Raw genomic sequence first — 23,791 nt, forward strand, 5'->3', positions numbered from 1 at the left:
CGGCGGGCGTTCGATACATTAATCCTGTATGAAGAAAAAATCCCTGATCCCCTCCACCCCGCTGGTGACGATCCGTCCGCCTAAAAAGGCGGGCCTGTTGCGCAAGGCCGCGCGGATCGGAGCGACCGTCGTCGCCGCGCGGGTCGCGGCGGGGACGGGCAAGAAGGGCGTGTTTGGCCTGCTCGCCGGGGCGGGGGCCAAGCGGATCATCATGCGCTATCCCGCCGGCGCGCTGTTCGTAACCGGTGCCTATATGGTCGGTAAATTGTATGAGGCCAGGCGCGAGGCGGAGCGCAAGAAGAACCTGAAGCTGCTGCCCGACAAAAGCGGCGAGCCGATCCCGATCGAAAGCGCGCGCAAAGTCGGCCAAGCCTAAAGCGCCGCCTGCCAGTCGCGCAACGCGTCGACCGGCCAGGTCAGCATTAGCACGTTAAGCGTCAGATTGTCGCGAATCACTGCCAGAGCCAGCAATTCCATCGCGATGGCGAGCGCGATCGTAATTCCCGCTGGCACCCGGCTTGCAAACAAAAAGCCAAGTGCCATCATGCCGATATCGCTCATCGAATTGAGGATCGTGTCGCCGGAATAGCCCAGCGCGATCGTGGCGGTGCGATAGCGGTCGATGATGATGGACGAATTTTCCGATATCTCCCACGCCGATTCGACCAGCACGGCCAGCGCCAGTCGCGGTCCCAGCGGGCGACCGCGGAGCAGCAGGCGCGCACCTGCATAGAATAGGAAGCCATGAATGACGTGGCTGAGGCTGTACCAGTCGGCGATATGCTGGCTGTTGCCGTTGTCGAGCGCGCCGTGCCATAGTTCCACATAGCCGCAGGTGCAGATGGGCGGGCGGTGCATGAGGAACAGGATGACGCCCGCTGCCAGCGCGATCAGGGCTGCAACGATAAAGCCGCGCCGGTTGGTCCTTCGTCTGCGTCGCATCGTCTCTCCCCAGCCCCCTCTTGCAAAATCGCGTCCCAGGCGTCACTAGCGGCCATGGCCGACACCCTTCTTGCAGAGATTCCCGATTTCAAGCGGCGAGGCGTTCTTTTCGTCCTTTCCTCTCCATCGGGCGCGGGCAAATCCACCATTGCGCGCAAGTTGCTGGCCGCCGAGCCGGACCTGTCCATGTCGGTATCGGCGACCACGCGGCCGATGCGGCCGGGGGAAATCGACGGGAAAGATTATCATTTCGTCGATCTGGAAGAATTCCGCCGGATGACGAGCGACCATGAGTTCCTGGAATGGGCGCATGTGTTCGGCCAGCGTTATGGCACCCCCCGCGCGCCGGTGGAAGCGATGCTGAAGGCTGGCCAGGACGTGTTGTTCGACATCGATTGGCAGGGCGCGCAACAGCTGCACCAGATTGCCGGCGGCGATGTCGTCCGCATCTTCATCCTGCCGCCGTCCATGGAAGAGCTGGAGCGGCGCTTGCGCGGGCGCGCGACTGACAGCGACGAAGTGATCGACGGCCGCATGGCGCGCGCCGCGGGCGAGATCGCGCATTGGGACGGCTATGATTATGTGCTGTGCAATGTCGATGCCGATGACTGTTTCGCGCGGGTCCAGACCATATTGCATGCCGAACGGATGAAGCGCAGCCGGCAGACCGGCCTTATCGGCTTCATCCGCAAGCTGGGCCGTTACCACCAGGAAGACTGAGCGCTTCGCCATCCCTGAAGCGTGCGACAGAAACGGATCAGTAGGAAAGCTATTTTTCGAAGCCCGCGGGGTCCGCCCAGTCGGGGTGGGTCCAGACCATCGCCTTGAACAATGCCCCCATTTCCGCTTCGTCGGTCAGGCGGTGGCGGGCGGCCTCCACCTCCGCGGTACGGGCGGGCGCGGTGCGGGCGAGCTGGTCGGCGCGGGCGTCGATGCCGAGTTGGCGCAGATAGTCGCCCTGGCCGACCGGGCCATGGACGCGCAGGCCCGCCTGGCGCGCCATATTGCCCAACAGCGTGAAATCGACATGGGTGGTCAGGTCCACGTCGCCCGGATCGGTGAAGGGGTCGGCGAACTGGTGCGCCTTCACCGCCTGGAGCGTATCGCCGAGCGCCGGCCCCTCATAGCCATAGTCGATGATGATGGCGGCGCCGCCCTGTTTGGCGATGCGGTGGGCCAGGGCATAGGCGATGCCCGCGCCGACGATCGGCGATTCGAGGATCGCGCCTTCGGGGGCATCGACCGCGAGCGGGGGCAGGCCCGATTCGATACGGCGATAGCCGGGGACGGGGAGGAAACGGCCCTTACCCTCCCGGCTGACGACGACGCGCTCGCGCCATTCGTCCCCGACACGGATGCACTGGCGGACGGGCAGGGCGTCGAAAAATTCATTGGCGACCACCAGCAGCGGGCCGGTGTCGGGCAAGCTGTCGATACTGTCATGATGGACGGCGTGGGGCAGCAGCGCCAACTGGCGACCGCGCAGCGCAGGGCTGGTTTCGACCAGATGCACTTTGGGGGCGAGCACCGCGCGCTCCATCGCCCGCAGCGCGTCGGCCGCCAGCGTGCCGCGGCCCGGCCCCAGCTCGGCATAGACAGCCTGGGGGCGGCGGCCCGACCGCATCCAGATGTCGGCGAGCGCCAGGCCGACCAGTTCGCCGAACATCTGGCTGATTTCCGGCGCAGTGGTGAAATCGCCGTCCGCGCCCAGGGGATCGCGAGTGGCGTAATAATGCTGGTTCGCTTCGGCGATATAATGGGCGACCGAGATCGGGCCGCCCGAAGCGATCTGCCGCGCCAGCCGATCCGCCAGCGGCAGATCGGTCGGCATGGGGTGTTCAGGCGACACTGTTCGCCCCGGCGATCGGCTCAACCCGCACGCGGCGGCGACCGGCGGTGGCGATCAGGTAGAGGCCGCCCAGTATCATCGGCACGCACAGCCACTGGCCCATATGCAGGCCGGTGCGCGCGGCGAACTCCATCAACTGGGCGTCGGCTTCGCGGAAATATTCGACCCCGAAGCGGAAGCAGCCATAGCCCAGGATGAAGATGCCGACGAGCATGCCGGGCTTGTAGCGCGCCCGCGTCTTCCAGAAGGCGAAGGCGAGGATGAGAAACAGGACGACGCCCTCCAGCGCGGCTTCGTAAAGCTGGCTCGGATGGCGGGCGAAGGGACCGCCAGTGGGAAAGATGATGCCCCAGGGGACGTCGGTTTCCTTGCCCCACAATTCGCCGTTCACGAAATTGGCGAGCCGGCCGAAGAACAGGCCGAAGGGGACGACGCAGGCGACATAGTCGTGGATGCGCAGCCAGCTGAGCTTTTCCTTCCACGCCATGTAGAGGATGCCGAGCGACACGCCGACCGCGCCGCCATGGAAGGACATGCCGCCATTCCACAGCTTGAAGATGTCGAGCGGGTGGGCCAGGATTTCGGGCTGGTAGAAGATCACATAGGCCAGTCGTCCGCCGATGATGATGCCCAGCGTCGCGTAGAAGATCATGTCGTCGGCATGGCGGCGGCCCATCGGCGAACCGGGCTGGGCGACCAGTTTGAGCAGATACCAATAGCCGATCAGGATACCCGACAGATAGGCGAGGCTGTACCATTTCAGCGTGAAGAAGCCCAGATTGAGGGCGACGGGGTCCAGCCCCAGATCTTCAAAGCGAATGGCGCCCGATGCGGCGGCGGCAAGGTCCAGGATCAAAACGACGTCCCCTTGGGAATTGGATTGCGGGCATAGAACAAGCGGCGGCCAAGATGAAGGGGGGACGGCGATTTGATGATGGCGGTGTGTTTCGACGGGGCCGGTTGGACTCCACGGTCGAAGTTCACACCGTTGTCGGGCGATTTGCGCGTAAAGCGCCGCCGACGCGCTTGCGACGCTATCGCGAGGCCACAGTTGGGTAAGTTCGGGGTCAGGATTGGGTCACACCGACGCCACACCGACGCGCCGGGTTCGCGCCATCTTTGCGCCACGGATGCGATGGCGACGCGGCCGGGGCGGTGATCGGCATGTGCCATCGGCGAAGTGACAAGCGGCTGGTCCATCGATGAGGGTAAACCAGAGAATGGGCGAATAGGAAAGAGCGTGGCATGGGCGGCGAGTCTAAAGCCACTGCATGACAGGGGGATGGTCGGAAAGCGACCAAAAGCGGACGTTATTCCCCTGCCCACTGGCGGGAGGGGGCTAGGGTGTGGGCGCGACGCCTCGAAGGCCCACCCCGCTGCGACTAACGCGCTACGCGCGCAAGTCTCGCTGCCCCTCCCGCAGGCGGGAGGGGAATGGCAGGAAACCACCCCAATCAGTCCCTCGCGTCCGCATCCTCCAGCCCCTTCGCCGCGCGCACGCCTTGACGGCCGCGTTCGGCCAGTTCGCGTTTCAGCGCTGTGGGGTGGGGGGCGACCAGGAAGCCGAAGCTGACGGTGCCTGCCTTCGTTTCGACCGCATGGTGCAGGCGGTGAGCCTGGACGATGCGCTTCATATAGGGCGAGCGGGCGACGTAGCGGTGCTTGACCCGCTGATGCACGATGATGTCGTGGAAGCCGAGATAAATGGCGCCATAGGCGGCGATTCCGGTGCCCATTGCGGTCGCCCAATGGCCCCAGTCCCATTGCACCCCGCCCAGCAGCAGCAGGATGGAGGGGAAGGCGAAGATCACGAAATAAAGGTCGTTCGCTTCCCACATCCCGGTGCGCGGGCGGTGGTGGCTGGCGTGGAGGAACCAGCCGGGGCCGTGCATAATCCAGCGGTGCACGACATAGGCAAACCCCTCCATCGCGGCGAGCGTGGCGAGGAAGATGAGGAGAAGGGAAAGAGCGGACATGACGGCAATATAGGCGCGGCGAAGGGCGGTGGCGACCCTGTAATGATGCGGATGGCTGTCCGTTGGTGCACGGCATACGCGGACGAAGGCTGAACCGGGCTGAACCGGCGGGACCAGGGCTTAGGACTGGCGCGTATCAGGCGCCTGATGGATGACGCGCTGCGGGTAGGGAATGGCAATATTGTTGTCGCGGAACAGCTGCCAGACGCGGCCCAGCACGTCGGACTTCACATTGCCCACGCCGCCTTCCGGGTCGCTGATCCAGACGAGGATTTCATGGTCGACGCGGCTTTCCCCAAAGGCGGTGAGCCAGACATTGGGCTGGGGATCGCGCAAGACGCGGGGGCTGTCCAGGGCGGCCTGGAGCATCAGTTGCTGGGCGAGTTGCAGGTCGCTGTCATAGGCGATGCCCACGGGAATACGGACGCGGACGTTACGGTCGGAATAGGACCAGTTCTCGACCTCCTGCGTCATCAGATTTTCGTTGGGGATCAGATGTTCCTTGCCGTCGCGGGTGATGACGGAGACGGCGCGGACGCCGATCTTGTTCACCCAGCCGAAACTGTCGCCCACGACGATGACGTCGCCCGGCTTGATGGAACGGTCCATCAGCAGGATGATGCCCGCGATCAGATTGCCCACGGTCTTTTGCAGGCCAAAGCCGATGGCGAGGCCGAATGCGCCGGAAAAGACGGCGAAGGCGGTCAGGTCGATCGCCAGCATGTCGACGCCCACGAAGAAGGCGGCGACGACGACGGCGATGGCGGCGAGCTTTTGCGCCAGCAGCTTTTGGGTCGGATCGAAGCCGTCGGCCCTTTGGATCGAGCGGCCGATCAGACGATTGGCGAGGCGCACGGCCGCGAAGAGGGCGACGCAGGTGGCCGCGATCGACAACAGGCCGAGCAGGGTGATGCGCCGTTTGCCCAGGTCCACGCCGATGCGGTCGAGCATGTCGCCGACAGGGGCGATTCCCCCACCGCTGCCGGAAACAATGAAGATGAAGAGGATGAGCGCGAGCGGCGCCACCGCCCAGCGCGGGATGGCGAGACCGCGCAGGATGTGGATCGCCAGCAGCGCGACGGCGCCCCCCAATATCGTGCCGATCACCAGATGGGCGAGCGAACCGACCGGGAAGAAGGCCAGCGGCAGCGGCAGCAGCAGTGCGGCGATGCCATGGCGCAGGATGGCGCGGACATGACCCGCCAATATATCGCTGACCGGGGGCAGGCGGCGGGCCACGCGCGGCGCGAGGGCGCGGCCAAGCGCCCAGGCGGCAGCGTAGAAAAGCACGGCAATTCCCAGCGCGATGACGGGCTGGACGATGTTCGGGTCGCCCGGCAGGCGTGCGAGCAGGTGGGAGAGGTCCGGGGTCATCCCCTTAGCCGCTGTCGCGCACGGCGCGGAAGCGGGCGAGGCCGGCGGCGAGGTCGGCGATCAGATCGGCCGGGTCTTCCAGCCCGATATGGAGGCGGATGGCCGGGCCTTGTGCGTCCCAGATCGTCGCGCTGCGGTAGCGGGCCGGATCGACGGGCAGGGCCAGGCTTTCAAAGCCGCCCCAGCTATAGCCGATGCCGAAATGGGCGAGACCGTCGATCAGGGCGGCGCGGGCCGCATCGTCGCCGCCGTTGAGGATGAAGGTGAAGAGGCCGGTCGAGCCTGAAAAATCGCGCTGCCACAGGGCGTGGCCGGGGCAGTCGGGCAGCGCGGGGTGGAGGACGCGGGCGACGTCTGGCTGGTCTTTCAGCCATTGGGCGATGGCGAGGGCGCTGTCCTGATGTTGTTGCAGCCGCAGCCCAAGCGTGCGCAGGCCGCGGCTGGCGAGCCAGGCGTCGTCGGGGCTGACCATCTGGCCGAAGGCATAGGCGGTCTGGCGGATCTTCGCGAACCATTCGGCGGTGGCGGTGACTGAACCCATCATCACGTCGCTATGGCCGACGATATATTTGGTGCAGGCGAGGATCGATATGTCGACGCCATGGGACAGGGCCGGGAAATAGAGCGGCGTGGCCCAGGTGTTGTCGAGCAGGGTGACGATGCCGTTCGCCTTCGCCCAGGCGGTGATCGCAGGCACGTCCTGCACTTCGAAGGTTAGGCTGCCGGGGCTTTCGAGGAAGAGGGCGCGGATCGGGCCGCCTTCAAGATAGACATCGAGTGATACAGTTGTGGGATCATAATAGATCGTTTCGATACCGTAACTATCCAACAGTTGTGTGCAGAAATTACGGGTCGGGTCATAGGCGCTGTCCACCATCAGGAGCCGGTCGCCGGGCTTCAATACCGCCATCAGCGCACAGGCGATGGCTGCGACGCCGGAGGGATAGAGCATCGTCCCCTCCGCGCCCGGCTCCATTTCGGTGAGCGCGTCGGCCAGGCTCCAGGCGGTCGGCGTGCCCTTGCGCCCGTAGAAGAGGCGTTCGTGGGTGCTGCTGCCCGCGGCTTTGCGCAGATGGGCGACGTCGTCATAGAGGATGGTCGAGGCGCGCCAGACCGGCGGGCTGACGATCGCGCCGGGCTGGCCGGGCATGCCCGTCCATTCCGGTTTGCGGCCGGCCTGGGCGAGTTTGGTCAGGGGCCTGCGCGTATCTTCGCTCATGCGGCGCCCGTCGCCTTGGGCATGGCGGGATCGATGCCCCATTCGGACCAACTGCCATCATAGAGGGTGACGTGCGTGTTGCCGAGCGTTTCGAGGCCCGCGAGCAGGATCGCGGCGGTGACGCCGCTGCCGCAGGTGGTGATGACCGGGGCGGCCGGGTCGATACCCGCGCCCTCGAACAATGCGCGCAGTTCTTCGCCCGATTTCATGCTGTTGTCCGGGTTGAACAGGGCGGAGGAGGGGAGGTTGCGCGATCCGGGGATATGGCCCGATGCCATGCCGGGGCGCGGTTCCGCCTCTGCGCCGGTGAAGCGGCCCGCGCCGCGCGCGTCCAGCACCTGTTCCGCGCCGCTGGCGACATTGGCGATCAGGTCGGCCTTGGTGCGGACCTGGCCTGATGCGCGGCGGGCGACGGCGGCGCCGGGGGCGGGTGTTACCGCGCCGCTTTCGGTCGAGCGACCCTCCGCCACCCATTTGGGCAGGCCGCCATCGAGGATCGCTGTGGATTTACCGAGGCCATAGAGGCGCATCATCCACCAGCCGCGCGCGGCGCTGTGGACCGGGCTGTTGTCATAGACGATGATGCGGCTGTCGGCATTGATCCCCAGCGCCTGGGCGCGTTGCGTCATGAGATCGTCGGGGGGCACCATGCCCGGCGTCGGGTCCGCGGGGTCGTTCAGCGTCGGCAGGTCGAGAAAGACTGCGCCGGGGATATGCGCGGCTTCATATTCGGCGCGGGGATCGCGCGGGGTGCCGGGCAGGAACAGGCTGGCGTCGAGAATGACGAGATCGGGCTGGCCCAGTTCTGCGGCAAGATCTGCGGTGGAAATGAAGATGGTCATGCGGCGTCCTTCGGCCCTTGTTTGCGCCTGTCTTAGAGCGGGACGGCAAGGGATTAAAGGGCGTTGCGTGTATCAGGCCGGGGTGAGCTCCGCCGCGGCGCGGGCGGCGGGGCGGCGATATTGGCGCGGCCCCTGATCCAGGCGCAGCGGTGCGAGGCGCTCGGCGGGTGGTTCCTGTTCCTGCCCGACGATGAAGGCGCGCGCGGTACGTCCTTGCGCCGTTGCGTCGTCCTCTGGCCCCCAGCGATAGGCGGCGTCGAAAGCGGCGAGCGGGATCAGCAGGCTGCGCTGGCCCATCGTCACCGGCACGATCTGGTCGGGGGCCAAGCGCAATTCGCCGGTCAGCTGGAGCGTTTCGCCCGATGCGATCGATACGGCGCTGTGCAGCGGCAGGCCTTCATCGCCGGTGAAGAAGCCGTTGAGCAAGGCCTGCTGCTGCGCGCCGCCGGTGCCCAATATGCCGCGCACCAGCACGTCGCGCGCCGGGCGGTCGCCGCGATTGTGCAGGATCAGGCTGTAGCTGATCGTCACGCCCATCAACGAATAGCGCGCCTGCGACACGATCAGGTCCATGGCGAGCCAGGGGCGATCGGACGTCGCGGGGGCGGGCGTGCGGGCGGTGGCCGGCGCGGCGGGGGTGACGCGCACGGTGTCGCCGGGCGGTGGCGGCGCAGCGGGCGTCTTGGGCGTAGCGACCGGAGCGGGGACGAGTTCCGGTTCGATCAGCGGTGCGGCGGCAGGGCGGCGACGGCGCAGCAGGAAGGCAGCGGCCAATACCGCCAAAGCCAGCACGCCGCCGATGATCCAGGGCAGGGACAGCGGGCTGGCCTCTTCCGCCGCAGGGGCGGTTGCCGGTTGCGGGCTGTCCACGGCATTGTCGGCGGGCGCGGGCGCTGGCTGGGGTGCGGGCGCAACCGGAGCGCTGGCGTTGGCGGGCGCGTCGTCGGTTGCTGGCTGCGCCGGAGCGGCGGGTGGTGCGGCTTCCGGCGCACGCGTCGGTTGCGCGGGCGGCGGCGTGGCGCGCTCGGTCTGGCGCGGCGTGCGGGGCGCTTCGGCAGGCGTCGCGGATGGCGCTGGGCGTGGTCGGCTGGGCTGCGGCGTCGGCTGCACCGTCGCGGGTGGCGGCGTCACTGTGGGCGCGACGACGGGCGGGGTGGCTGGCTCAGTCGTGCGCGGCGTCACGGGATCGCGATAGACGTTGAGTTCCGGCCCCTGGCGGTTCGGATTGGGCGCGGGCGTCGAGTTTGCGGGCGGCAGCTGGAAGCCGGGGGCGGTTTCCTGCGCCTGTACGGGCGACATGGACAATGCCGCGATGGCCAGCAGCGGCGCGGCGAACGACGACGGACGAATAGGATACCCCATGGCCCTGCCAAGGCACAAGAATGGCTGAACCGCAAGTGAACAATGCGGACCGATGACATCAGGCGTGCAATCGCGTAGATGGCGGCGCATGACAGATATTCCCACCGCGCCCCTGCATCTGGGGCAGAGCAGCGCCCTTCCCGCCAGCCCGGAAGCGGCTGTGCTGGATTATGTGCCCAATCCGCGCTCCGGCAAACCCTATCTGGTGCGCTTTACCGCGCCGGAGTTCACGTCGCTCTGCCCGGTGACGGGCCAGCCCGACTTCGCCCATCTGGTGATCGATTATGCGCCGGGCGCGACGATCGTCGAATCGAAGTCGCTCAAGCTGTTTTTGGGCGCGTTCCGCAACCATGCGGCGTTTCATGAGGATTGCACCGTGGGCATCGGCGAGCGGTTGTTCGCTGAGATGGACCCGATCTGGCTGCGCATCGGCGGCTATTGGTATCCGCGTGGCGGGATCCCGATCGACGTGTTCTGGCAATCGGGCGAGCCGCCGGCGGGGATGTGGCTGCCGGCGCAGGATGTGCCGGGGTATAGAGGGCGCGGATAATCCTGCCATCCGTTCGTTTCGAGCGAAGTCGAGTCCAGCGAAGCTAAACGCAAGCACGGCGCTATTCGCTTCTCGACTGCGCTCGAAGCGAGCGGGGGTAGTTTAAGTTGGATCAGTCCTGATTGACGAACGGGCTACAGGGTTCGACTAACGACAGTGCAACCGCGTTCCATCGCTTGACCGATGCAGCGAAACGGGTGATCCCGCGTTTATCGCGCGCGTGATAGGATATCATGCGCCCCCAAGACGTGTCGGAGTCTACTAGTCCTATGTCGCTTAAGAAAGTTCTGCCGCTGCTGATTGCGGCCGCCCCCGTCGCCCTGCTGTCGCCTGCGCTGGCCCAGACCGCGCCGACCGGCCCTGCCGCTGGCATCACCACCCAATTGCCGCGCGGCGCAGCGCCCAGCCACTATGCGATTGAAGTGACGCCCGATGCGGCGAAGCTGACGTTCACAGGCAAAGTGACGATCGACGTCAGCGTTGCGACCGCGCTGCCGACGCTGGTGCTGAACGCGGCCGATCTGACCGTCTCCACCGTCACGCTGACGCCCGCAAACGGCAAGGCGATCAAGGGCGTGGCGAAGGTAGATGCGGATGCGCAGACCGTGAGCCTGGATTTCGGCAAGCCGATCCAGCCTGGCAGCTACAAGGTCGACATCGTCTATGCCGGCATCATCAACCAGCAGGCGAATGGCCTGTTCGCGTTGGACTATACCGACAATGCAGGGGCGGCTAAGCGCGCGCTCTTCACGCAGTTCGAAGCGCCCGATGCGCGCCGGTTCGTGCCGAGCTGGGACGAGCCGAGCTATAAGGCGACGTTCGATCTGTCCGCGGTCATCCCCACGGGCCAGCTTGCGGTCGGCAACATGCCGGTCAAGGCGACCAAGGATCTGGGCGGCGGCAAGAGCATGGTGACGTTCGGCACCAGCCCGAAAATGTCCTCCTACCTGCTGTTCTTCGGGCTGGGCGAACTGGACCGGGCGACCAAGATGGCCGGCAATACCGAAGTCGGCGTGATTGTTGGCAAGGGTAATACCGGCAAGGCGCAACTGGCGCTGGATGCGTCGGTCAGCATCCTGCCCTATTTCAACGACTATTTCGGCGTGCCCTATCCGCTGCCCAAGCTGGATAATGTCGCTGGCCCCGGCCAAAGCCAGTTTTTCAGCGCGATGGAGAATTGGGGCGCGATCTTCACCTTCGAACGCGCCTTGCTGGTCGATCCGCGATTCACGTCCGAAGCGACCAAGCGCCGCATCTATGAAACGGTGGCGCATGAAATGGCGCATCAGTGGTTCGGCGATCTCGTCACCATGGCCTGGTGGGACGATCTGTGGCTGAACGAGGGCTTTGCGAGCTGGATGGCGACCAAGGTGACGGACAAGCTGCAACCTGACTGGGAAATGCTGCTGACCCGCGTCGATGGGCGCGAGGCGGCGATGAGCCTCGATTCGCTCGCCACCACCCATGCCGTCGTGCAGAAGATCACGACCGTCGATCAGGTGAACCAGGCGTTCGACGCCATCACCTATCAAAAGGGCGAAGCGGTCATCACTATGCTGGAGGGGTACGCCGGCGAGGACGCGTGGAAGGCGGGCATTCAAGCCTATATGAAGGCGCACGCTTACGGCAACACCGTGACCGACGATCTGTGGAAAGCGGTCGAGGGGGCGGGGGCCAAGGGGCTGGTGAGCATCGCGCATGACTTTACGTCGAAGCCGGGTATCCCGCTGGTCACGGTGGACAGCGCGGTGTGCAAGGGCGGATCGACGGTCCTGACGCTGAGCCAAAGCGAGTTCAGCCGCGACCAGAAGAACAAGGCGCCGCTATCGTGGAACGTGCCGGTCAAGGCGCAGACGCTGGGCGGCGAGGCGCAGCGGCTGATTTTGCAGGGCAAGGGGACGGTGACGCTGCCGGGCTGCGGCGCGTACGTCGTCAATGCGGGGCAGACGGGCTATTATCGTTCGCTCTATCCGGCCGCGAACGTGAAGGCGCTGGCGAAGGACTTCACCAAGCTCGCCAGCATCGACCAGACCGGGTTGCTGGCGGATAATTTCCAGCTTGGCCTGGGCGGCTATCAGCCGATTGGGCTGGCGATGGACCTGGTGGACGCGGTGCCCGCGACCGCCAGCCCCGCCGTGCTGGCGGAGGTGCCCGAATATATCAGTAGCGCCCATGCGATGCTGGAAAGCGACAAGGCCGCGCAGGCGCGGGTTGCCGCCTATGGATCGGCCAAGCTGGGGCCGGTGCTGGCAGGGATCGGCTATGACGCCAAGCCGGGCGAGGCGGCGCAGGCGCCGGTGCTGCGTCAGGCGCTGGTGGCGACGCTGGGCGACATGGGCGACAAGGCGGTGGTGGCGGAAGCCAATCGCCGCTTCGCCCAGCCGGCGCTGCTTGATGGGCCGCTGCGCAACACATGGCTGTCGATCATCGCGAAGAACGCCGATCAGGCGACCTGGGACAAGCTGCGCGCCATGGCCAAGGGCGCGACGACGGACCTGGAGAAGAGCAGCACCTATGCGCTGCTGGGCGGGGCGAAGGACGAAAAGCTGGCGGCGCAGGCGCTGGACCTCGCCATGACCGACGAGCCGGGCAAGACGACGAGCGCGGCGATCATCAGCGCGGTGGGCTATGAGCATCCGATGCTGGCGGTCGATTATGTGCTGGCGCACCGGGCGCAATATGAGGCGATGATCGACGTGTCGGCGCGCAGCCAGGCCTTGGCGCGCCTGGGCGGGGGATCAGCCGATCCGGCGATGGCGACGAAGCTCGACGCCTATGCCACCCAATATCTGACGCCCGAATCGCGCAAGGTGGTGGATCGCGCCATCTCCGCGATCAAGACGCGGATCGAGACGCGGAGCCGCTTGCAGGCGCCGCTGACCGCCTGGTTCGCGGCGAAGAAGTAAACAGATGGGGCGGTGGCGTGATCCACCGCCTTTTTTGATTCATGAGACCTGTGCGCGGGTGGGCGTAGAGCGCTGAAACACGTTGTTTTTTCTATTTTTGGGTGGTGCTGGACTTCCATCTCCGCCGCTCTGGCAAGAGCGGAGACACCCTTTATGCCAGGGCCGCGAGAATGTTCATGGTGCGCTTGAGGTTGTAGGCGATGGCGGTGAGATGGACTTGAACGGCGGCTTTGGCGAGACCTCGCCATCGCATTCGGCGCAGGCCATAGCAGCGCTTCCATGTACCGAAGATCTTCTCGATCCGGCCCCGCACTCTGTGGATCGGTTGATTCCATTCTTTGAGTTTACGCAGCGTTTCCTGTTCGTCGCGGCCCCACATGCCGGTGGCGACGATCCGCGCTATGCCGCCCTTTGCCCGCACAGCATCACAGAAGTGGTTGCCGCGATAGGCACTGTCGGCAAACACCTCGCCGGGATTGTCGGGCAGCGCTTCGGGGCCTGCCTTGCCATCGTTAATATTGGCAGATGTGATCGATACTTCCTCGACTAACGCCGTATCAGCATCGGCGCCGACATGTGCCTTGAAGCCATGGACAGCCCGTTTTCCCTTATGTTTGACCCATCTCGCATCATCATCGTCCTCGCTGGCCGAGGCAATGATCGTGGCATCGACCAGCGTGCCGGTCTTGACTGTGACTGCCTTTGATTTGAGCTGCGCCGTCACAGCCAGGAACAGTAACCGATCCAGCTTGTGGGCGACCAGTTCCTTGCGAAAGCGTACAAATGCTGTCCGTTCTGGTGTCGCTTCCGTACCCGAAAAACCACAAAAGCGGCGGAAGGAAGCCCGATCATCAAGCGCCTCGGCCAGCTTCACGTCCGACAGGTCGTACCAGATCGATAAAAGTAGGGCCTTGAACATCGCCAGAGGTGGCCAGGCGGGCTCGCCCTTGCTGGCAGAATAAAGCGGATCGAGAAGCGCCGCGACCGAAGCCCAATCAATCAGCTTGCCAAGCGTGTCGAGCGATGATGCCGACCGCGCGCGACCAGCAAAACCAAACCGCTCCTGACCAATCGAACGATGCGCCACGTCCTGCTCTCCTCTTCGGAAAGCTCATAGAATCAGCAATTAAAGCCGTTGTCTACGCCCACCCGCGCACAGGTCTCATTCATACCGATGTGCATTGATGGGAACCACTACCGTTCGTGCTGAGTAGGGTCTGAGCGAAGTCCAGGCGCTGCGCCTGCATCCTTCGATACGCCATTTCGACTTCGCTCAATGGCTACTTAGGACGAACGGATCAAAGTAAGGCCATCAGACACTTAGAACACGCGGCGTTCCCGCGCGGCGCGCGCCAGATCGTCGCGGAAGGCGGGGTGGGCGATGGCGATGAGCGCGCGGGCGCGATCGGCCAGGCTTTTGCCCTTCATGTCGGCAGAGCCGAATTCGGTGACGACGATATGGGTGTCGGTGCGCGGCGTCGTGACCGGGCCGTCGAGCCAGGGGACGATGCGCGACACGCTGCCTTTCGCCGCGGTGGAATGGCAGGCGATGATCGACCGGCCGCCCTTCGACGCATAGGCGCCGCGCACGAAATCGAGCTGGCCGCCGGTGCCGCTATATTGGCGGCCGTTGACGAACTCCGAATTGCAGGCGCCCGCCAGGTCCAGTTGCAGCGTGGCGTTGACCGAAAGCATGGCGTCGTTCTGGGCGATGATGTGGGGCGCGTTCACATAGTCGACCGGACGGGCTTCGAGCGCGGGATTGTCGTGCAGGAAGTCGTAAAGCGGCTGGTCGCCCATGGCGAAGGCGAAGACCGACTTGCCGAGGTGCAGGCTCTTGGCGCTGTTGTCGACTACCCCGGCCTGGATCAGGCTGACGAGGCCGGGTGAAAGCAGTTCGGTGTGGATGCCGAGGCGCCGATGGCCCATCAGCGCGGCGCAGACCGCGTCGGGCACTGCGCCGATGCCCATTTGCAGGCAGGCGCCATCATCCACCATGGCGGCGATGATCGCGCCGATCGCTTCGTCGGTCGCGTTGCGGGGGAGGGACGGGATCTGGCAGAGCGGGACATGATGTTCGACCAGGGCGGTCACGTCCGACACATGGACCAGGCAATCGCCATGGACATAGGGCATGGCGGGGTTGACCTCCACGATCAGCCGCGCGCCGCTGCGCGCGACCGCCAGCGCATAATCGGTGTCGGTGCCGAGGCTGAAATAGCCGTTGGCGTCCATTGGCGAGACGGTGGTGATGAAGCTGTCCACGCCGATATGCTCTGTCAGGGCGCGGGGTATCTGGTGGAAGGGGACGGGGAGCAATTCGGTCAAGGGGCCAGAACCGCTCGCCAGCAGCGCGTCATTGGCGCGCTCCACGCCGCCATGGAACAGGCTGATCCGGCGGATGCGATCGCCAAGGTCCGGGGCAAGGATGGCGGCCGCGGACGCCGCGGGCGCAAGCATGGCGTAAAGGGTGGCGTCGCGCAGCGCGCGGGCGCGGACCCGGTCGGCCAGCGCCGCCGCCAGCGCGGGCGGGAAGCTGACGGCGAGGCCGGCGACGATCTTTGCGCCATCCGGGATCAGCGCGACCGCCTGGTCCGCCGTCATCCGCTTCCCGTCATAGATGCTCTTGATCGTCATGCCCTCTCCCTGGCTTGTTGTCGCCTTGTCGGCTGGACCGGCGGAGAGGGCAATCCATCATTAGTGGGACATCAGTTCGGCAGACCCAGCGCCTTTACGATATCGTCCCAGGCGACCAGCTTGAAATTCTGGGCCGCGGCCGCGTTATGGCCGTCCTGCGCGATGAACAGGCCGCCGGGATAGGCCGGGCCGAAATCGCCCAGCATCAGTTCGATGCCGTCGGTTTCCTCCGACCCGCCAATGGCTCCATCGACCACGCGGAAGCGGCCGACATAGCTGTCGTCGCTGATCCGATAGAGGACATAGGCATTGTCGCCCTGGCTGGAGACGAGGACATAGCCGTCCTTCTCGCCCACGGGCGCGATGGCGACGCCTTCGGCGTCCATGACCAGATTCTTGCCGTCCGCTGCGGCGATTTTGGTGGGGGTGGTCGATCCGGTCGCGCGCGCATCGAAGCGCCACAGACCGACATCTTCTTCCGCCACATAGAGCGTGCCGGTGCGGTCATCGACGGCGCAGCCCTCCGACTGGGTGCCCAGCTTCATGGTGCGGACGATCTTGCCGCTGGGCGTCGCGCTTGATGCGTCGATCGCCACCTGGTTGATCGTGCCGTCCTTGAGCACGATGAAGGCGGACAGGATGCCTGCGTCACGTCCAAGGCAGACGCCATAGGCTTCGCCCGCGCCGCCATCGACCTTGCCCAGCGCGGTCAGCTTGGCACTGGCGGGATCGAGGCGGAAGAGGGCGATTTTGGCATGGGCGATGTCGTTGCGGTCACTGGCGGCGACCAGGATGCCGGGCGCGCCGCCAATAGCCACGCCGTCCTTCAGATCCACGTTATTGACCCGGCCCGCGTCCAGAAAGGCGCGCGTCTTGCCGTCCAGACCATAGACATAAAGGCCCGCCTTCTTGTCCGTGCCCACGATCAGGCTTTGCGCCGGGTCGGCGGCATTGCGCCAGATCGCCGGATCGTCGGCCGCGTCGGCGTTGGACGTGCCAACCGGCGTGGTTTCGCCACGTGCGGTAACCGAGACGGCGGGGGTCGCATTGGCGATGCGCACGGCGACCGGAATTTCCACTTCGGCGGTAGTGCAGGCGGACAGCGTAATAAAAGTGAAACAGGAAATCATTGAACTGTAATATTTATTACGCGATCCGGTCATGTTTAGCTCCTAGCGGCCCAATGCGACGGGCCAATACAAGAAAGCGTCCGCTGGTCAATTAAACTAATTTCCAACAGGGGGCACATATGGTCGCGAATAAGTGGCTGATGCTTGGTTGCGCATCTTTGGCGCTGATTTCTTCTCATGCTTTTGCTCAGGCGCCGGCCGCGGCGGATGATATCGCCAAGACGGACGGCCCAATTACCCAAGCGAGCGACATCGTCGTCATCGCCGGCATCGGCTATCGCGACCGCACCGACACGCCCGAACCCGTGCTGAAATATGGCACCGAATATTTCCAGCGCTTCGAGCCGCTGACCGCCGGTGACGCCTTGAAGCGCGTGCCGTCCGTGACCTTCCTGTCGGACGTGATCGAAAGCGATGCGCCGCGCCTGCGCGGTTTGCCGCCGGGCTACACCCAGATCCTGATCAATGGCGAGCGCGTCCCCGGCTCCAGCGCCGACCGCAGCTTCTTCCTCGACCGTATCCCGGCCGAACTGATCTCCAGCGTCGAAATCGTCCGTTCCTCCTCCGCGCGGCGCACCGGCGACGCGGTGGCGGGATCGCTCAATATCAATCTGCGCGACGGCTATGAACTGAATGGCGGCTATGTCCGCGCCGGTGGCCTGGTCTATGACGATAATGAACTGGAACCGAGCCTGGGCCTGGTCTGGGGTGGCGCGGTCGGTCCCGGCCGTTTGCTGCTGGGCGCGAACCTGCAGGGACGCCACAATCCCAAGAAGAAGGAAAGCTATCGCTACGGCGATTCGCCGGAAAACAACGCGGACTATGCGACCGACGAGTTCGACAATCGCGAGGACCAGACCGACACGCGCGACGGCAAGGATTACAGTTTCAACGGCAGCTATGAAATCGACACGGGCAACACCAATTTCAAGCTGAACGGCTTCTATGTGAAGACCGACCGCACCGAAACCGAGCGCAGCTTCGAATATGACGACGCCACCGCCGTCACCGGCCCGGTGCCGACCGGCAATCTGCTGAGCGACAACGCCAATGTCGCCAAGATCGACCAGGAGAATTTCACGATCGACGGCAAGCTGAGCCATGAATGGTCGGCGGGCAAGACGTCGGTGCGCGTGGGCTATGCCAAGTTCATCGAGGATCGTCGCGAGACCGAATATGAGATCGGTTTCGACGTGGACGAGGGCGACGATCCTGAGTTCGAGGGCGCGCTGACCCAGACCGACATCAAGGACCAGGAATTTTCGGTCAAGCTGGAGCATGAAGTGCCGCTCAGCGAGACGATGAAGTTCGTGTTCGGTGGCTTTTATCAGGACAAGAACCGCCGCACCGGCATCTTCGAGGCGGAATCCGACGACAATGGCGACGCCGGGTTCGACTGGAACCAGTTCGAGCGCAACCCGACCGAGCTGGCGGGCGCCTTCGGCGATCTGGAAGCGGCCGATGGCGGCGACAACCGGATCAAGGAAAAGCGTCGCGACGCCTTCGCCCTGGTGGAAGGCAATATGGACAGCCTGAAGTGGGAAGCGGGCCTGCGCTACGAACATACCAAGGTTCGGATCAGCGACTATACCGTCGACGCCGACCTGCGCGACCAAAAGGCGAGCTATGACGCTTTCCTGCCGTCGGCCTCGTTCAAATATTCGCTGACCGCCAGCGACCGCATCATCGGGTCGGTCGCGCGCACGCTGCGCCGTCCAGAGTTCAACTATATCTCGCCGGCTTTGCTGGAAGAGGAAGTGGGCGACAGCGACCTGCTGGGCAATCCGCAGCTGCGGCCCGAAAAGGCGTGGGGCGTGGACCTGGGCTATGAACATCGCATGGGCACGGGCGGCATCGTCGGCGTCAACCTGTTCTACCGCAAGATCAAGGATTTGATCGAGCTGACCAACACCGGCGTCGAAGGATCGGAAGGCGAGGGCACCTTCGTCTATCAACCCAAAAATGTCGGCGACGGCAAGGTGTGGGGTGTGGAGTTCGACCTGTCGACCAATTTGGGCGTGATCGGCCTGCCCGACACCGGCATCTTCGGCAATGTGTCCTGGCTGGACAGCGAAGTCACCGATTTTGCGGGCAAGCGCCGGTTCAACGACCAGTCGAAATATGTCTATAATTTCGGCTTCATCCAGGATTTCCCGAAGGCGGAGGCCGCGTTCGGCGCGACCTATCGCAAGCAGGGCGCGGCCTTTGGCCGGGTGATTTCGGAAGAAGTGACCACCACCTATGGCGCGGATTTGGAAATCTTCGTGGAAAAGCGGTTCGGCAAGAAGTTCACGATACGCGCGGTCGGCTCCAACCTGCTGAACGGCGCCAAGCGCGAAGTGTTCAACAAGTTCGACAATCTGGCCGACCAGCTGGATCGCAACTTCGACGAATATGAACTGGAAAGCGAAAAGGCCGGCCCGGTGTTCCAGGTCATGGCGCGCATGGCGTTCTGATCCGGTACTACCCCGATATGGAGAGGGCCGCGCATTGCGCGGCCCTTTTTCGTTTAGCGTCCGGTATTCAGATAGGCGGCGACGGCATCGACGCTGTCGCCGACGAGCTCGACCGCCTCCGCCAATTCTTCGGGCGATACGTCGAAGCGATAGGTCCAGTAGAGGATCGCGGCCTCATTATCCAACGTAACGCGGTCCGCATCCATAAAGGGGTCGCTGGTCTTGGGTGCCTGTCTCATAGGACAGCTAGAAAGGCATAATTGACGCTGCTTTTCCGCTTCCCTTTGGGACATGTTTCTTAGGTCAGTGGGCTGCTCGCCCAGTTTTTGAGCTTGGCATAGAGCGCCGCAATGGCACCGGCGAAGACCAGGATGGAAAGCGGCACGGCCCAGGCGTTTTCCGCCACCAGCGCGAGCGGCGCGTCGCTGTCGGTGCTGGCGACGATGCCGGCGAAGGCGACGCCGAACAGACTTTCGCCCACGATGAAGCCGGTCGCCATCAGCACGCCCATGCGTTCGGCAAATTCCGGGTTCGCCTGGCGCAGCGACCAGCGGTTGTAGAGATGGCCGATCAACGCGCCGACCGGGATCAGCAGGGTGAGCGCCATCGGCAGATAGATGCCCATGCCGACCGCGAGCGGGGGCAGGCGCAGCTTGCCCGACTTGCCCAGCAGTTCATCGACCAGCACCACGACGGCGCCGATGCCCGCGCCGATGCCGATCAGGCCCCAGTCGAGATCGCCGCCCAGCACGCCCTTGGCCAGAGCGGAGATGAGCGCGGCCTGCGGCGCGGGCAGGGCGTTCGGCCCGGCGCCGGGCGCGCCGGCGAAACCGAAGGCGCTGTTGAGCAGATCGAGCACCGGCGGGATCACCAGCGCGCCGAACAACACGCCCAGGATCAGCGCAATCTGCTGCTTCCACGGCGTCGCGCCGACCAGTTGGCCGGTCTTGAGGTCTTGCAGATTATCGTTGGAGATGGTGGCGATGCCGAACACGATCGCGGTGGTGAACAGGGCATAGGCGATCAGCGCCTGCGTTTGCTGCGGATCGTCGCCGCCCGAACCGTAGATGGCGGCCAGCATCAGCGACGCGCCCAGCACGGCGAGGATGCCGACGCCCGAAATCGGACTGTTCGATGCGCCGATCAGACCCGCCATATAGCCGCAGACCGACGCGATGATGATGCCCGCGACCAGCACATAGGCCAGCGTCAGGCCGATGATCGGCACGGGATTGTCGGCGATCGGACCGCCCTGAGCGAAGACCCAGAGCAGGAAGCCGATCGGCACCAGCGCGGCGAGGATGGTGCCGCCGACGATGGAGATGGGCAGGTCGCGCTCTGTGATGTCGAGGTCGGCGGCGTTGCCCGCCTTGCGCGTGGCGTTGGCGACCAGGGCGGAGCGGATGCCGCTGACGATCGGGCCGAGGATCTTGAGCAGGGTCCAGATCGCCGCGACGCCGATGGTGCCCGCGCCAATGAAGCGGGCCTTCATGCGGAAGGTGGTGCCGACCAGATCGGCCAGGTCCGCGCCGGCGGGGACGGGGGTGGTCAGATAGGGGACGATGCCGACCCAACTGATGAGCAGGCCGATGAACATGGCGACGCCCACAGAAAGCCCGACGAGGTGACCGACGCCGATCAGCGCCATCGAGAAGCTGGTGGAGACCGACGTCGCGCCCCCGCCGAATGGGAAGAAGGTGGCGGCTTCTTCGGCCAGGATTTTCGTCTTGGCGATGATCGAAAAGCTGGCTGCGGCGATCGCGCTGGCGACGATAGCGGCCAGGCCCCGGCGATTTTCCTCCAGCCCCTCGCGCGAGCCCGCGCCGACCTTCAGCACTTCGGCCGCCGCGACGCCTTCGGGATAGGGGAGGTCGGAGCCGGTGACGAGCGCCCGGCGCAGCGGCACCGAATACATGACGCCCAATATGCCGCCCAGCGCGATGGTGCAGGCGGACAGCCAATAGGGGAAGCCCTGCCACCAGCCGATGATGACCAGGCCCGGCAGCACGAAGATGATGGCGGACAGCGTGCCCGCGGCGGACGCGATCGTCTGGACGATGTTGTTTTCCAGGATCGTGCCGGTCGAAAACAGCCGCAGCACGGCCATGGAGATGACCGCTGCGGGGATGGAGGTGGCGAAAGTCAGGCCGATCTTGAGGCCGAGATAGACGTTCGCCGCGGTGAAGATGAGAGTGATGAGCGCGCCGAGAATGACCCCGCGCAGCGTCAGTTCGGCCATGGCGCCGGTTGGCGTTCCCCGGCCCTTAGCTTCCATTGTCACCCATCGTCCCCTTGGCTTGGCGCTTATCTATAGCGACTGGTAATAATGTTGCTTGGCTGTGGATCAATCGGAAAGTGATCGGGCGGCTTTTTCCGCGACGGTCACCGGCCGCGCGACCCGATCGAGCCAGCTATCGACGATGTTGGTCCACCGCTGATAGCCGCGCGCATTCATATGCAGGCCGTCGGGGCGAAAGAGCGACGCGTCGGGCAGTCCGTCGGCCGCGATCAGCGCCGAACCGACGTCGATATAGTCGAACCGTTCGGCGCGCGCGCGGGCGGCGATGGCGGCGTTGACCTGCGCCATCTTGGGATAGAGGGTCCAGCGGATCGGGCTGGGTTTGAGCGAAAGAAAGGCGATCGGCGCGCGCGGATAGTCGGCCCGCAGCCGCTTGAGCAGCGACAGCAGGTTGCGGGTTACCGCATCGGGCGTGCCGCCCGCCGCCAGGTCATTGTCGCCGACATAGACCACCACCACCCGCGGCGGTGCCGGGGGCAGGAGGTGCGGATAATAATGCAGCACATCGGGCGTCGTCGCCCCGCCAAAGCCGCGATTGACGGTGCTGATATCGGCAAAGCTGGATGCTATGTCCCACATGCGGATGCTGGAACTGCCGATGAACAGGGCAGCGTCGCGCATCGGCGTTCCGGCATTATTGGCCTTGGCGAAGGCTTCAATCTCATTGGAGAAGGGGAAGCTGGGGTCGGCCGTGGGCGGCGGCGCTGGGGTGGGGGCAGCGGCCACAGGGGCGCTGGCCAGCAACAGTAGCGCGCCGATGCCGACCAGCCCAGTTCCGCGGCCTCCGCGCTTAATGGCGGTGGAGCGGGCGCAGATGATATTTACCGTCCGCATAGGGACCGAACATGCCGGTGATGGCGGGGTGATCGACCGGCTCGTCGCTGTCGTCGGCGACCAGATTCTGCTGGCTGACATAGGCGACATAGCTGGATTCGCCATTTTCGGCGAGCAGGTGATAGAAGGGCTGGTCCTTATCGGGCCGGGCAGTTTCGGGAATCGCTTCATACCATTCCTCGCTATTGGCGAAGACCGGATCGATATCGAACACGACGCCGCGAAAACCGAACAGGCGGTGCTTGACCACATCGCCGATATTGAAGCGGGCATGGACGATCGGCGGGGCGGTGACGCCGGCGCCGAAAATCTGAATCGTGTCTTTCATGCCCCCAATTTAGGATGCTGCTGCGCGGACACAAGAAAAATACCGGAAAGGTCGCTTGGCAAGGACGATTTCATTCGCTAATGGCCGCCCCTCGACCGGGACGGCGCAGGCCGGACCTTCTGCGGAGAGGTGGCAGAGTGGTCGAATGCACCGCACTCGAAATGCGGCGTGCCCGAGAGGGTACCGTGGGTTCGAATCCCACCCTCTCCGCCACTTCGGAACACATCTGGGCACTGCGCCCGGCAGCGTTTTCGATCCGCCTGCAGCAGACGGCGTCCTCAACAGGTCTGACTTCAATCTCATGATGCGCACTTCGCTGTCGTTTGCCTCGACACGCTGGGCGAGTGCTCGGAGGCGATCGCGGCGATAGCCACCGCCGGGCACGCGCATCCGCTGGCGAGCGGTCTGCGCGAACTTCGCAAGCATCGGCGTGGTGATGGCTTTCTGGCCCGCGCTTTCAAGCGTAGCTGATGCCCTGTCCGCAGCAATTCGCCACTGGTCGCGGATCGCCTTGAGGCTGGCGATGCGGTCCTTGAGGTCCGGTTCGTGCAGATCGGCAACGCCGCTCTCGATGGCATCGTAAAGCCGTTTAAGGCGCAGGTCTGTCTCAGTTGCCCGCTTGTTCAACCCGGCGATGTGGGCATGGCGGCGTTCGCTGCGCTCCTCTGAACGAATAGCGCTTCTCTACGCCAGACTATCCTTCGCAGCCCCGCATGCAAATACAGGCGCACGGCGGCTTGTGGCGGCGGTAGCGTAATCGCTGCTGTCATGCCGCCTGCTTCAACGGCTTTGCCCGATCAATCCGCTGGCGCTCTTTGGGGCTGTTGCCGAATACGCGCGACAGGATTAGCGCCGTTGCGGCGGTGACGTTGCGGCGGTCGTTGCACAACGCCGCGCTCGGCGGCCAGCGCCTTGCCGACGCGGTGGACGTCGGCGCGTTCCAGTTGCGCGATCAGGTCGCTGGCCGTGCGGAACTGCGGGCGCGGTTCGCGGCCCGGCTCCACCCGTTCCGGCCCTCCAATCCGGCGGCGGAGTGGCATGATTCAGCGGCGCGACATCAACTGCGAATGATAAAAAGGACTCGGAC

The 23,791-nt window shown here is 64.8% G+C and carries 22 protein-coding genes and 1 tRNA gene; 7 read left to right on the plus strand and 16 right to left on the minus strand.

What is annotated here, in order from left to right:
• The first annotated feature begins 28 nt into the window (after positions 1-28).
• The gene (locus CEQ44_RS08320) at positions 29-376 is read left to right on the plus strand and encodes a hypothetical protein (RefSeq protein ID WP_088184294.1); all 348 of its coding nucleotides are present in this window, start codon (positions 29-31) and stop codon (positions 374-376) included.
• On the opposite strand, the gene CEQ44_RS08325 is transcribed toward CEQ44_RS08320, so the two are convergent.
• The gene (locus CEQ44_RS08325; protein WP_088184295.1) at positions 373-942 is read right to left on the minus strand and encodes a DUF2585 domain-containing protein; all 570 of its coding nucleotides are present in this window, start codon (positions 940-942) and stop codon (positions 373-375) included. The genes CEQ44_RS08320 and CEQ44_RS08325 overlap by 4 nt on opposite strands.
• 54 nt (positions 943-996) lie before the next feature.
• Between CEQ44_RS08325 and gmk the strand changes: the two genes are divergently transcribed.
• Positions 997-1,662 carry a guanylate kinase gene (gmk, locus tag CEQ44_RS08330; RefSeq protein WP_088184296.1) on the plus strand — a complete coding sequence of 222 codons (666 nt, stop codon included), beginning with the start codon at positions 997-999 and terminating at the stop codon, positions 1,660-1,662.
• A gap of 49 nt (positions 1,663-1,711) precedes the next feature.
• Here gmk and CEQ44_RS08335 read toward each other — a convergent pair whose 3' ends face one another.
• The 7 genes from CEQ44_RS08335 to CEQ44_RS08365 form a co-directional block, all read right to left on the minus strand.
• Positions 1,712-2,773, minus strand: coding sequence for a class I SAM-dependent methyltransferase (locus tag CEQ44_RS08335; protein WP_088184297.1), 1,062 nt, complete (start codon positions 2,771-2,773; stop codon positions 1,712-1,714).
• Between the two features lie 7 nt (positions 2,774-2,780).
• A complete protein-coding gene (gene lgt / locus CEQ44_RS08340) occupies positions 2,781-3,647 on the minus strand; it encodes a prolipoprotein diacylglyceryl transferase (protein ID WP_088184298.1) in 867 nt (288 codons plus the stop codon).
• A gap of 598 nt (positions 3,648-4,245) precedes the next feature.
• Complete coding sequence (locus tag CEQ44_RS08345; protein WP_088184300.1) at positions 4,246-4,767, minus strand: sterol desaturase family protein; 522 nt, start codon at positions 4,765-4,767, stop codon at positions 4,246-4,248.
• A 120-nt stretch (positions 4,768-4,887) separates the two neighbouring features.
• Positions 4,888-6,141, minus strand: a complete 1,254-nt coding sequence (locus CEQ44_RS08350) for a mechanosensitive ion channel family protein (protein WP_088184301.1) — start codon at positions 6,139-6,141, stop codon at positions 4,888-4,890.
• 4 nt (positions 6,142-6,145) lie between these two features.
• Positions 6,146-7,360, minus strand: coding sequence for a cystathionine beta-lyase (gene metC, locus CEQ44_RS08355; RefSeq protein ID WP_088184302.1), 1,215 nt, complete (start codon positions 7,358-7,360; stop codon positions 6,146-6,148).
• A complete protein-coding gene (locus CEQ44_RS08360; protein WP_088184303.1) occupies positions 7,357-8,202 on the minus strand; it encodes a sulfurtransferase in 846 nt (281 codons plus the stop codon). The genes metC and CEQ44_RS08360 overlap by 4 nt, the downstream gene beginning before the upstream one ends.
• Before the next feature lie 72 nt (positions 8,203-8,274).
• Positions 8,275-9,564, minus strand: coding sequence for a hypothetical protein (locus CEQ44_RS08365; protein WP_088184304.1), 1,290 nt, complete (start codon positions 9,562-9,564; stop codon positions 8,275-8,277).
• Positions 9,565-9,652: 88 nt separating this feature from the next.
• On the opposite strand from CEQ44_RS08365, the gene queF reads away from it, so the two are divergent.
• Together queF and CEQ44_RS08375 are read left to right on the plus strand one after the other, a co-directional pair.
• Positions 9,653-10,114, plus strand: coding sequence for a preQ(1) synthase (queF, locus tag CEQ44_RS08370; RefSeq protein ID WP_088184305.1), 462 nt, complete (start codon positions 9,653-9,655; stop codon positions 10,112-10,114).
• 269 nt (positions 10,115-10,383) lie between these two features.
• Positions 10,384-13,020 carry a M1 family metallopeptidase gene (locus CEQ44_RS08375; protein ID WP_088184306.1) on the plus strand — a complete coding sequence of 879 codons (2,637 nt, stop codon included), beginning with the start codon at positions 10,384-10,386 and terminating at the stop codon, positions 13,018-13,020.
• Positions 13,021-13,171: 151 nt separating this feature from the next.
• Here the strand turns inward: CEQ44_RS08375 and CEQ44_RS08380 are convergent, their stop codons facing one another.
• The 3 genes from CEQ44_RS08380 to CEQ44_RS08390 form a co-directional block, all read right to left on the minus strand.
• Complete coding sequence (locus tag CEQ44_RS08380) at positions 13,172-14,107, minus strand: IS5 family transposase (RefSeq protein WP_088201809.1); 936 nt, start codon at positions 14,105-14,107, stop codon at positions 13,172-13,174.
• 233 nt (positions 14,108-14,340) lie between these two features.
• Positions 14,341-15,657, minus strand: a complete 1,317-nt coding sequence (locus CEQ44_RS08385) for an acetyl-CoA hydrolase/transferase family protein (RefSeq protein WP_088183796.1) — start codon at positions 15,655-15,657, stop codon at positions 14,341-14,343.
• Between the two features lie 71 nt (positions 15,658-15,728).
• A complete protein-coding gene (locus CEQ44_RS08390) occupies positions 15,729-16,787 on the minus strand; it encodes a phytase (protein WP_088183794.1) in 1,059 nt (352 codons plus the stop codon).
• Between the two features lie 119 nt (positions 16,788-16,906).
• Between CEQ44_RS08390 and CEQ44_RS08395 the strand changes: the two genes are divergently transcribed.
• On the plus strand, positions 16,907-19,243 hold the full coding sequence (locus CEQ44_RS08395) for a TonB-dependent siderophore receptor (protein WP_088183792.1): 2,337 nt from the start codon (positions 16,907-16,909) through the stop codon (positions 19,241-19,243).
• A 53-nt stretch (positions 19,244-19,296) separates the two neighbouring features.
• On the opposite strand, the gene CEQ44_RS08400 is transcribed toward CEQ44_RS08395, so the two are convergent.
• From CEQ44_RS08400 to hspQ, 4 genes are all read right to left on the minus strand, one after another.
• A complete protein-coding gene (locus CEQ44_RS08400) occupies positions 19,297-19,482 on the minus strand; it encodes a DUF3606 domain-containing protein (RefSeq protein WP_254913992.1) in 186 nt (61 codons plus the stop codon).
• Between the two features lie 59 nt (positions 19,483-19,541).
• Positions 19,542-21,482, minus strand: a complete 1,941-nt coding sequence (locus CEQ44_RS08405) for an OPT family oligopeptide transporter (protein ID WP_088183790.1) — start codon at positions 21,480-21,482, stop codon at positions 19,542-19,544.
• Positions 21,483-21,587: 105 nt separating this feature from the next.
• Entirely contained in the window at positions 21,588-22,376 is a 789-nt protein-coding gene (locus tag CEQ44_RS08410; protein WP_088183788.1) for a GDSL-type esterase/lipase family protein, read from the minus strand.
• A complete protein-coding gene (gene hspQ, locus CEQ44_RS08415) occupies positions 22,333-22,704 on the minus strand; it encodes a heat shock protein HspQ (protein WP_088183787.1) in 372 nt (123 codons plus the stop codon). The genes CEQ44_RS08410 and hspQ overlap by 44 nt, the downstream gene beginning before the upstream one ends.
• Positions 22,705-22,827: 123 nt before the next feature.
• On the opposite strand from hspQ, the gene CEQ44_RS08420 reads away from it, so the two are divergent.
• Together CEQ44_RS08420 and CEQ44_RS25010 are read left to right on the plus strand one after the other, a co-directional pair.
• Positions 22,828-22,917, plus strand: a tRNA-Ser gene (locus tag CEQ44_RS08420).
• Between the two features lie 333 nt (positions 22,918-23,250).
• The gene (locus CEQ44_RS25010) at positions 23,251-23,373 is read left to right on the plus strand and encodes a hypothetical protein (RefSeq protein ID WP_254913993.1); all 123 of its coding nucleotides are present in this window, start codon (positions 23,251-23,253) and stop codon (positions 23,371-23,373) included.
• Positions 23,374-23,501: 128 nt separating this feature from the next.
• Here CEQ44_RS25010 and CEQ44_RS24715 read toward each other — a convergent pair whose 3' ends face one another.
• Positions 23,502-23,744, minus strand: coding sequence for a hypothetical protein (locus CEQ44_RS24715; protein WP_217895006.1), 243 nt, complete (start codon positions 23,742-23,744; stop codon positions 23,502-23,504).
• Between the last annotated feature and the right edge of the window lie 47 nt (positions 23,745-23,791).

Source organism: Sphingobium sp. Z007 (assembly GCF_900013425.1).
In the GTDB taxonomy this organism is placed as follows: Bacteria; Pseudomonadota; Alphaproteobacteria; order Sphingomonadales; family Sphingomonadaceae; genus Sphingobium.

What these genes read in the sequence shown, in the direction of transcription:
- CEQ44_RS08390 (WP_088183794.1), bottom strand. Translation starts at nt 16,787, where the DNA reads ATGATTTCCTGTTTCACTTTTATTACGCTGTCCGCCTGCACTACCGCC.
- CEQ44_RS08410 (WP_088183788.1), bottom strand. Translation starts at nt 22,376, where the DNA reads ATGCGGACGGTAAATATCATCTGCGCCCGCTCCACCGCCATTAAGCGC.
- metC (WP_088184302.1), bottom strand. Translation starts at nt 7,360, where the DNA reads ATGAGCGAAGATACGCGCAGGCCCCTGACCAAACTCGCCCAGGCCGGC.
- CEQ44_RS24715 (WP_217895006.1), bottom strand. Translation starts at nt 23,744, where the DNA reads ATGCCACTCCGCCGCCGGATTGGAGGGCCGGAACGGGTGGAGCCGGGC.
- queF (WP_088184305.1), top strand. Translation starts at nt 9,653, where the DNA reads ATGACAGATATTCCCACCGCGCCCCTGCATCTGGGGCAGAGCAGCGCC.
- gmk (WP_088184296.1), top strand. Translation starts at nt 997, where the DNA reads ATGGCCGACACCCTTCTTGCAGAGATTCCCGATTTCAAGCGGCGAGGC.
- CEQ44_RS08320 (WP_088184294.1), top strand. Translation starts at nt 29, where the DNA reads ATGAAGAAAAAATCCCTGATCCCCTCCACCCCGCTGGTGACGATCCGT.
- CEQ44_RS08350 (WP_088184301.1), bottom strand. Translation starts at nt 6,141, where the DNA reads ATGACCCCGGACCTCTCCCACCTGCTCGCACGCCTGCCGGGCGACCCG.
- CEQ44_RS08365 (WP_088184304.1), bottom strand. Translation starts at nt 9,564, where the DNA reads ATGGGGTATCCTATTCGTCCGTCGTCGTTCGCCGCGCCGCTGCTGGCC.
- CEQ44_RS08395 (WP_088183792.1), top strand. Translation starts at nt 16,907, where the DNA reads ATGGTCGCGAATAAGTGGCTGATGCTTGGTTGCGCATCTTTGGCGCTG.
- CEQ44_RS08360 (WP_088184303.1), bottom strand. Translation starts at nt 8,202, where the DNA reads ATGACCATCTTCATTTCCACCGCAGATCTTGCCGCAGAACTGGGCCAG.
- CEQ44_RS08335 (WP_088184297.1), bottom strand. Translation starts at nt 2,773, where the DNA reads ATGCCGACCGATCTGCCGCTGGCGGATCGGCTGGCGCGGCAGATCGCT.
- CEQ44_RS08400 (WP_254913992.1), bottom strand. Translation starts at nt 19,482, where the DNA reads ATGAGACAGGCACCCAAGACCAGCGACCCCTTTATGGATGCGGACCGC.
- CEQ44_RS08375 (WP_088184306.1), top strand. Translation starts at nt 10,384, where the DNA reads ATGTCGCTTAAGAAAGTTCTGCCGCTGCTGATTGCGGCCGCCCCCGTC.
- CEQ44_RS08405 (WP_088183790.1), bottom strand. Translation starts at nt 21,482, where the DNA reads ATGGCCGAACTGACGCTGCGCGGGGTCATTCTCGGCGCGCTCATCACT.
- CEQ44_RS08385 (WP_088183796.1), bottom strand. Translation starts at nt 15,657, where the DNA reads ATGACGATCAAGAGCATCTATGACGGGAAGCGGATGACGGCGGACCAG.
- CEQ44_RS08345 (WP_088184300.1), bottom strand. Translation starts at nt 4,767, where the DNA reads ATGTCCGCTCTTTCCCTTCTCCTCATCTTCCTCGCCACGCTCGCCGCG.
- hspQ (WP_088183787.1), bottom strand. Translation starts at nt 22,704, where the DNA reads ATGAAAGACACGATTCAGATTTTCGGCGCCGGCGTCACCGCCCCGCCG.
- CEQ44_RS08325 (WP_088184295.1), bottom strand. Translation starts at nt 942, where the DNA reads ATGCGACGCAGACGAAGGACCAACCGGCGCGGCTTTATCGTTGCAGCC.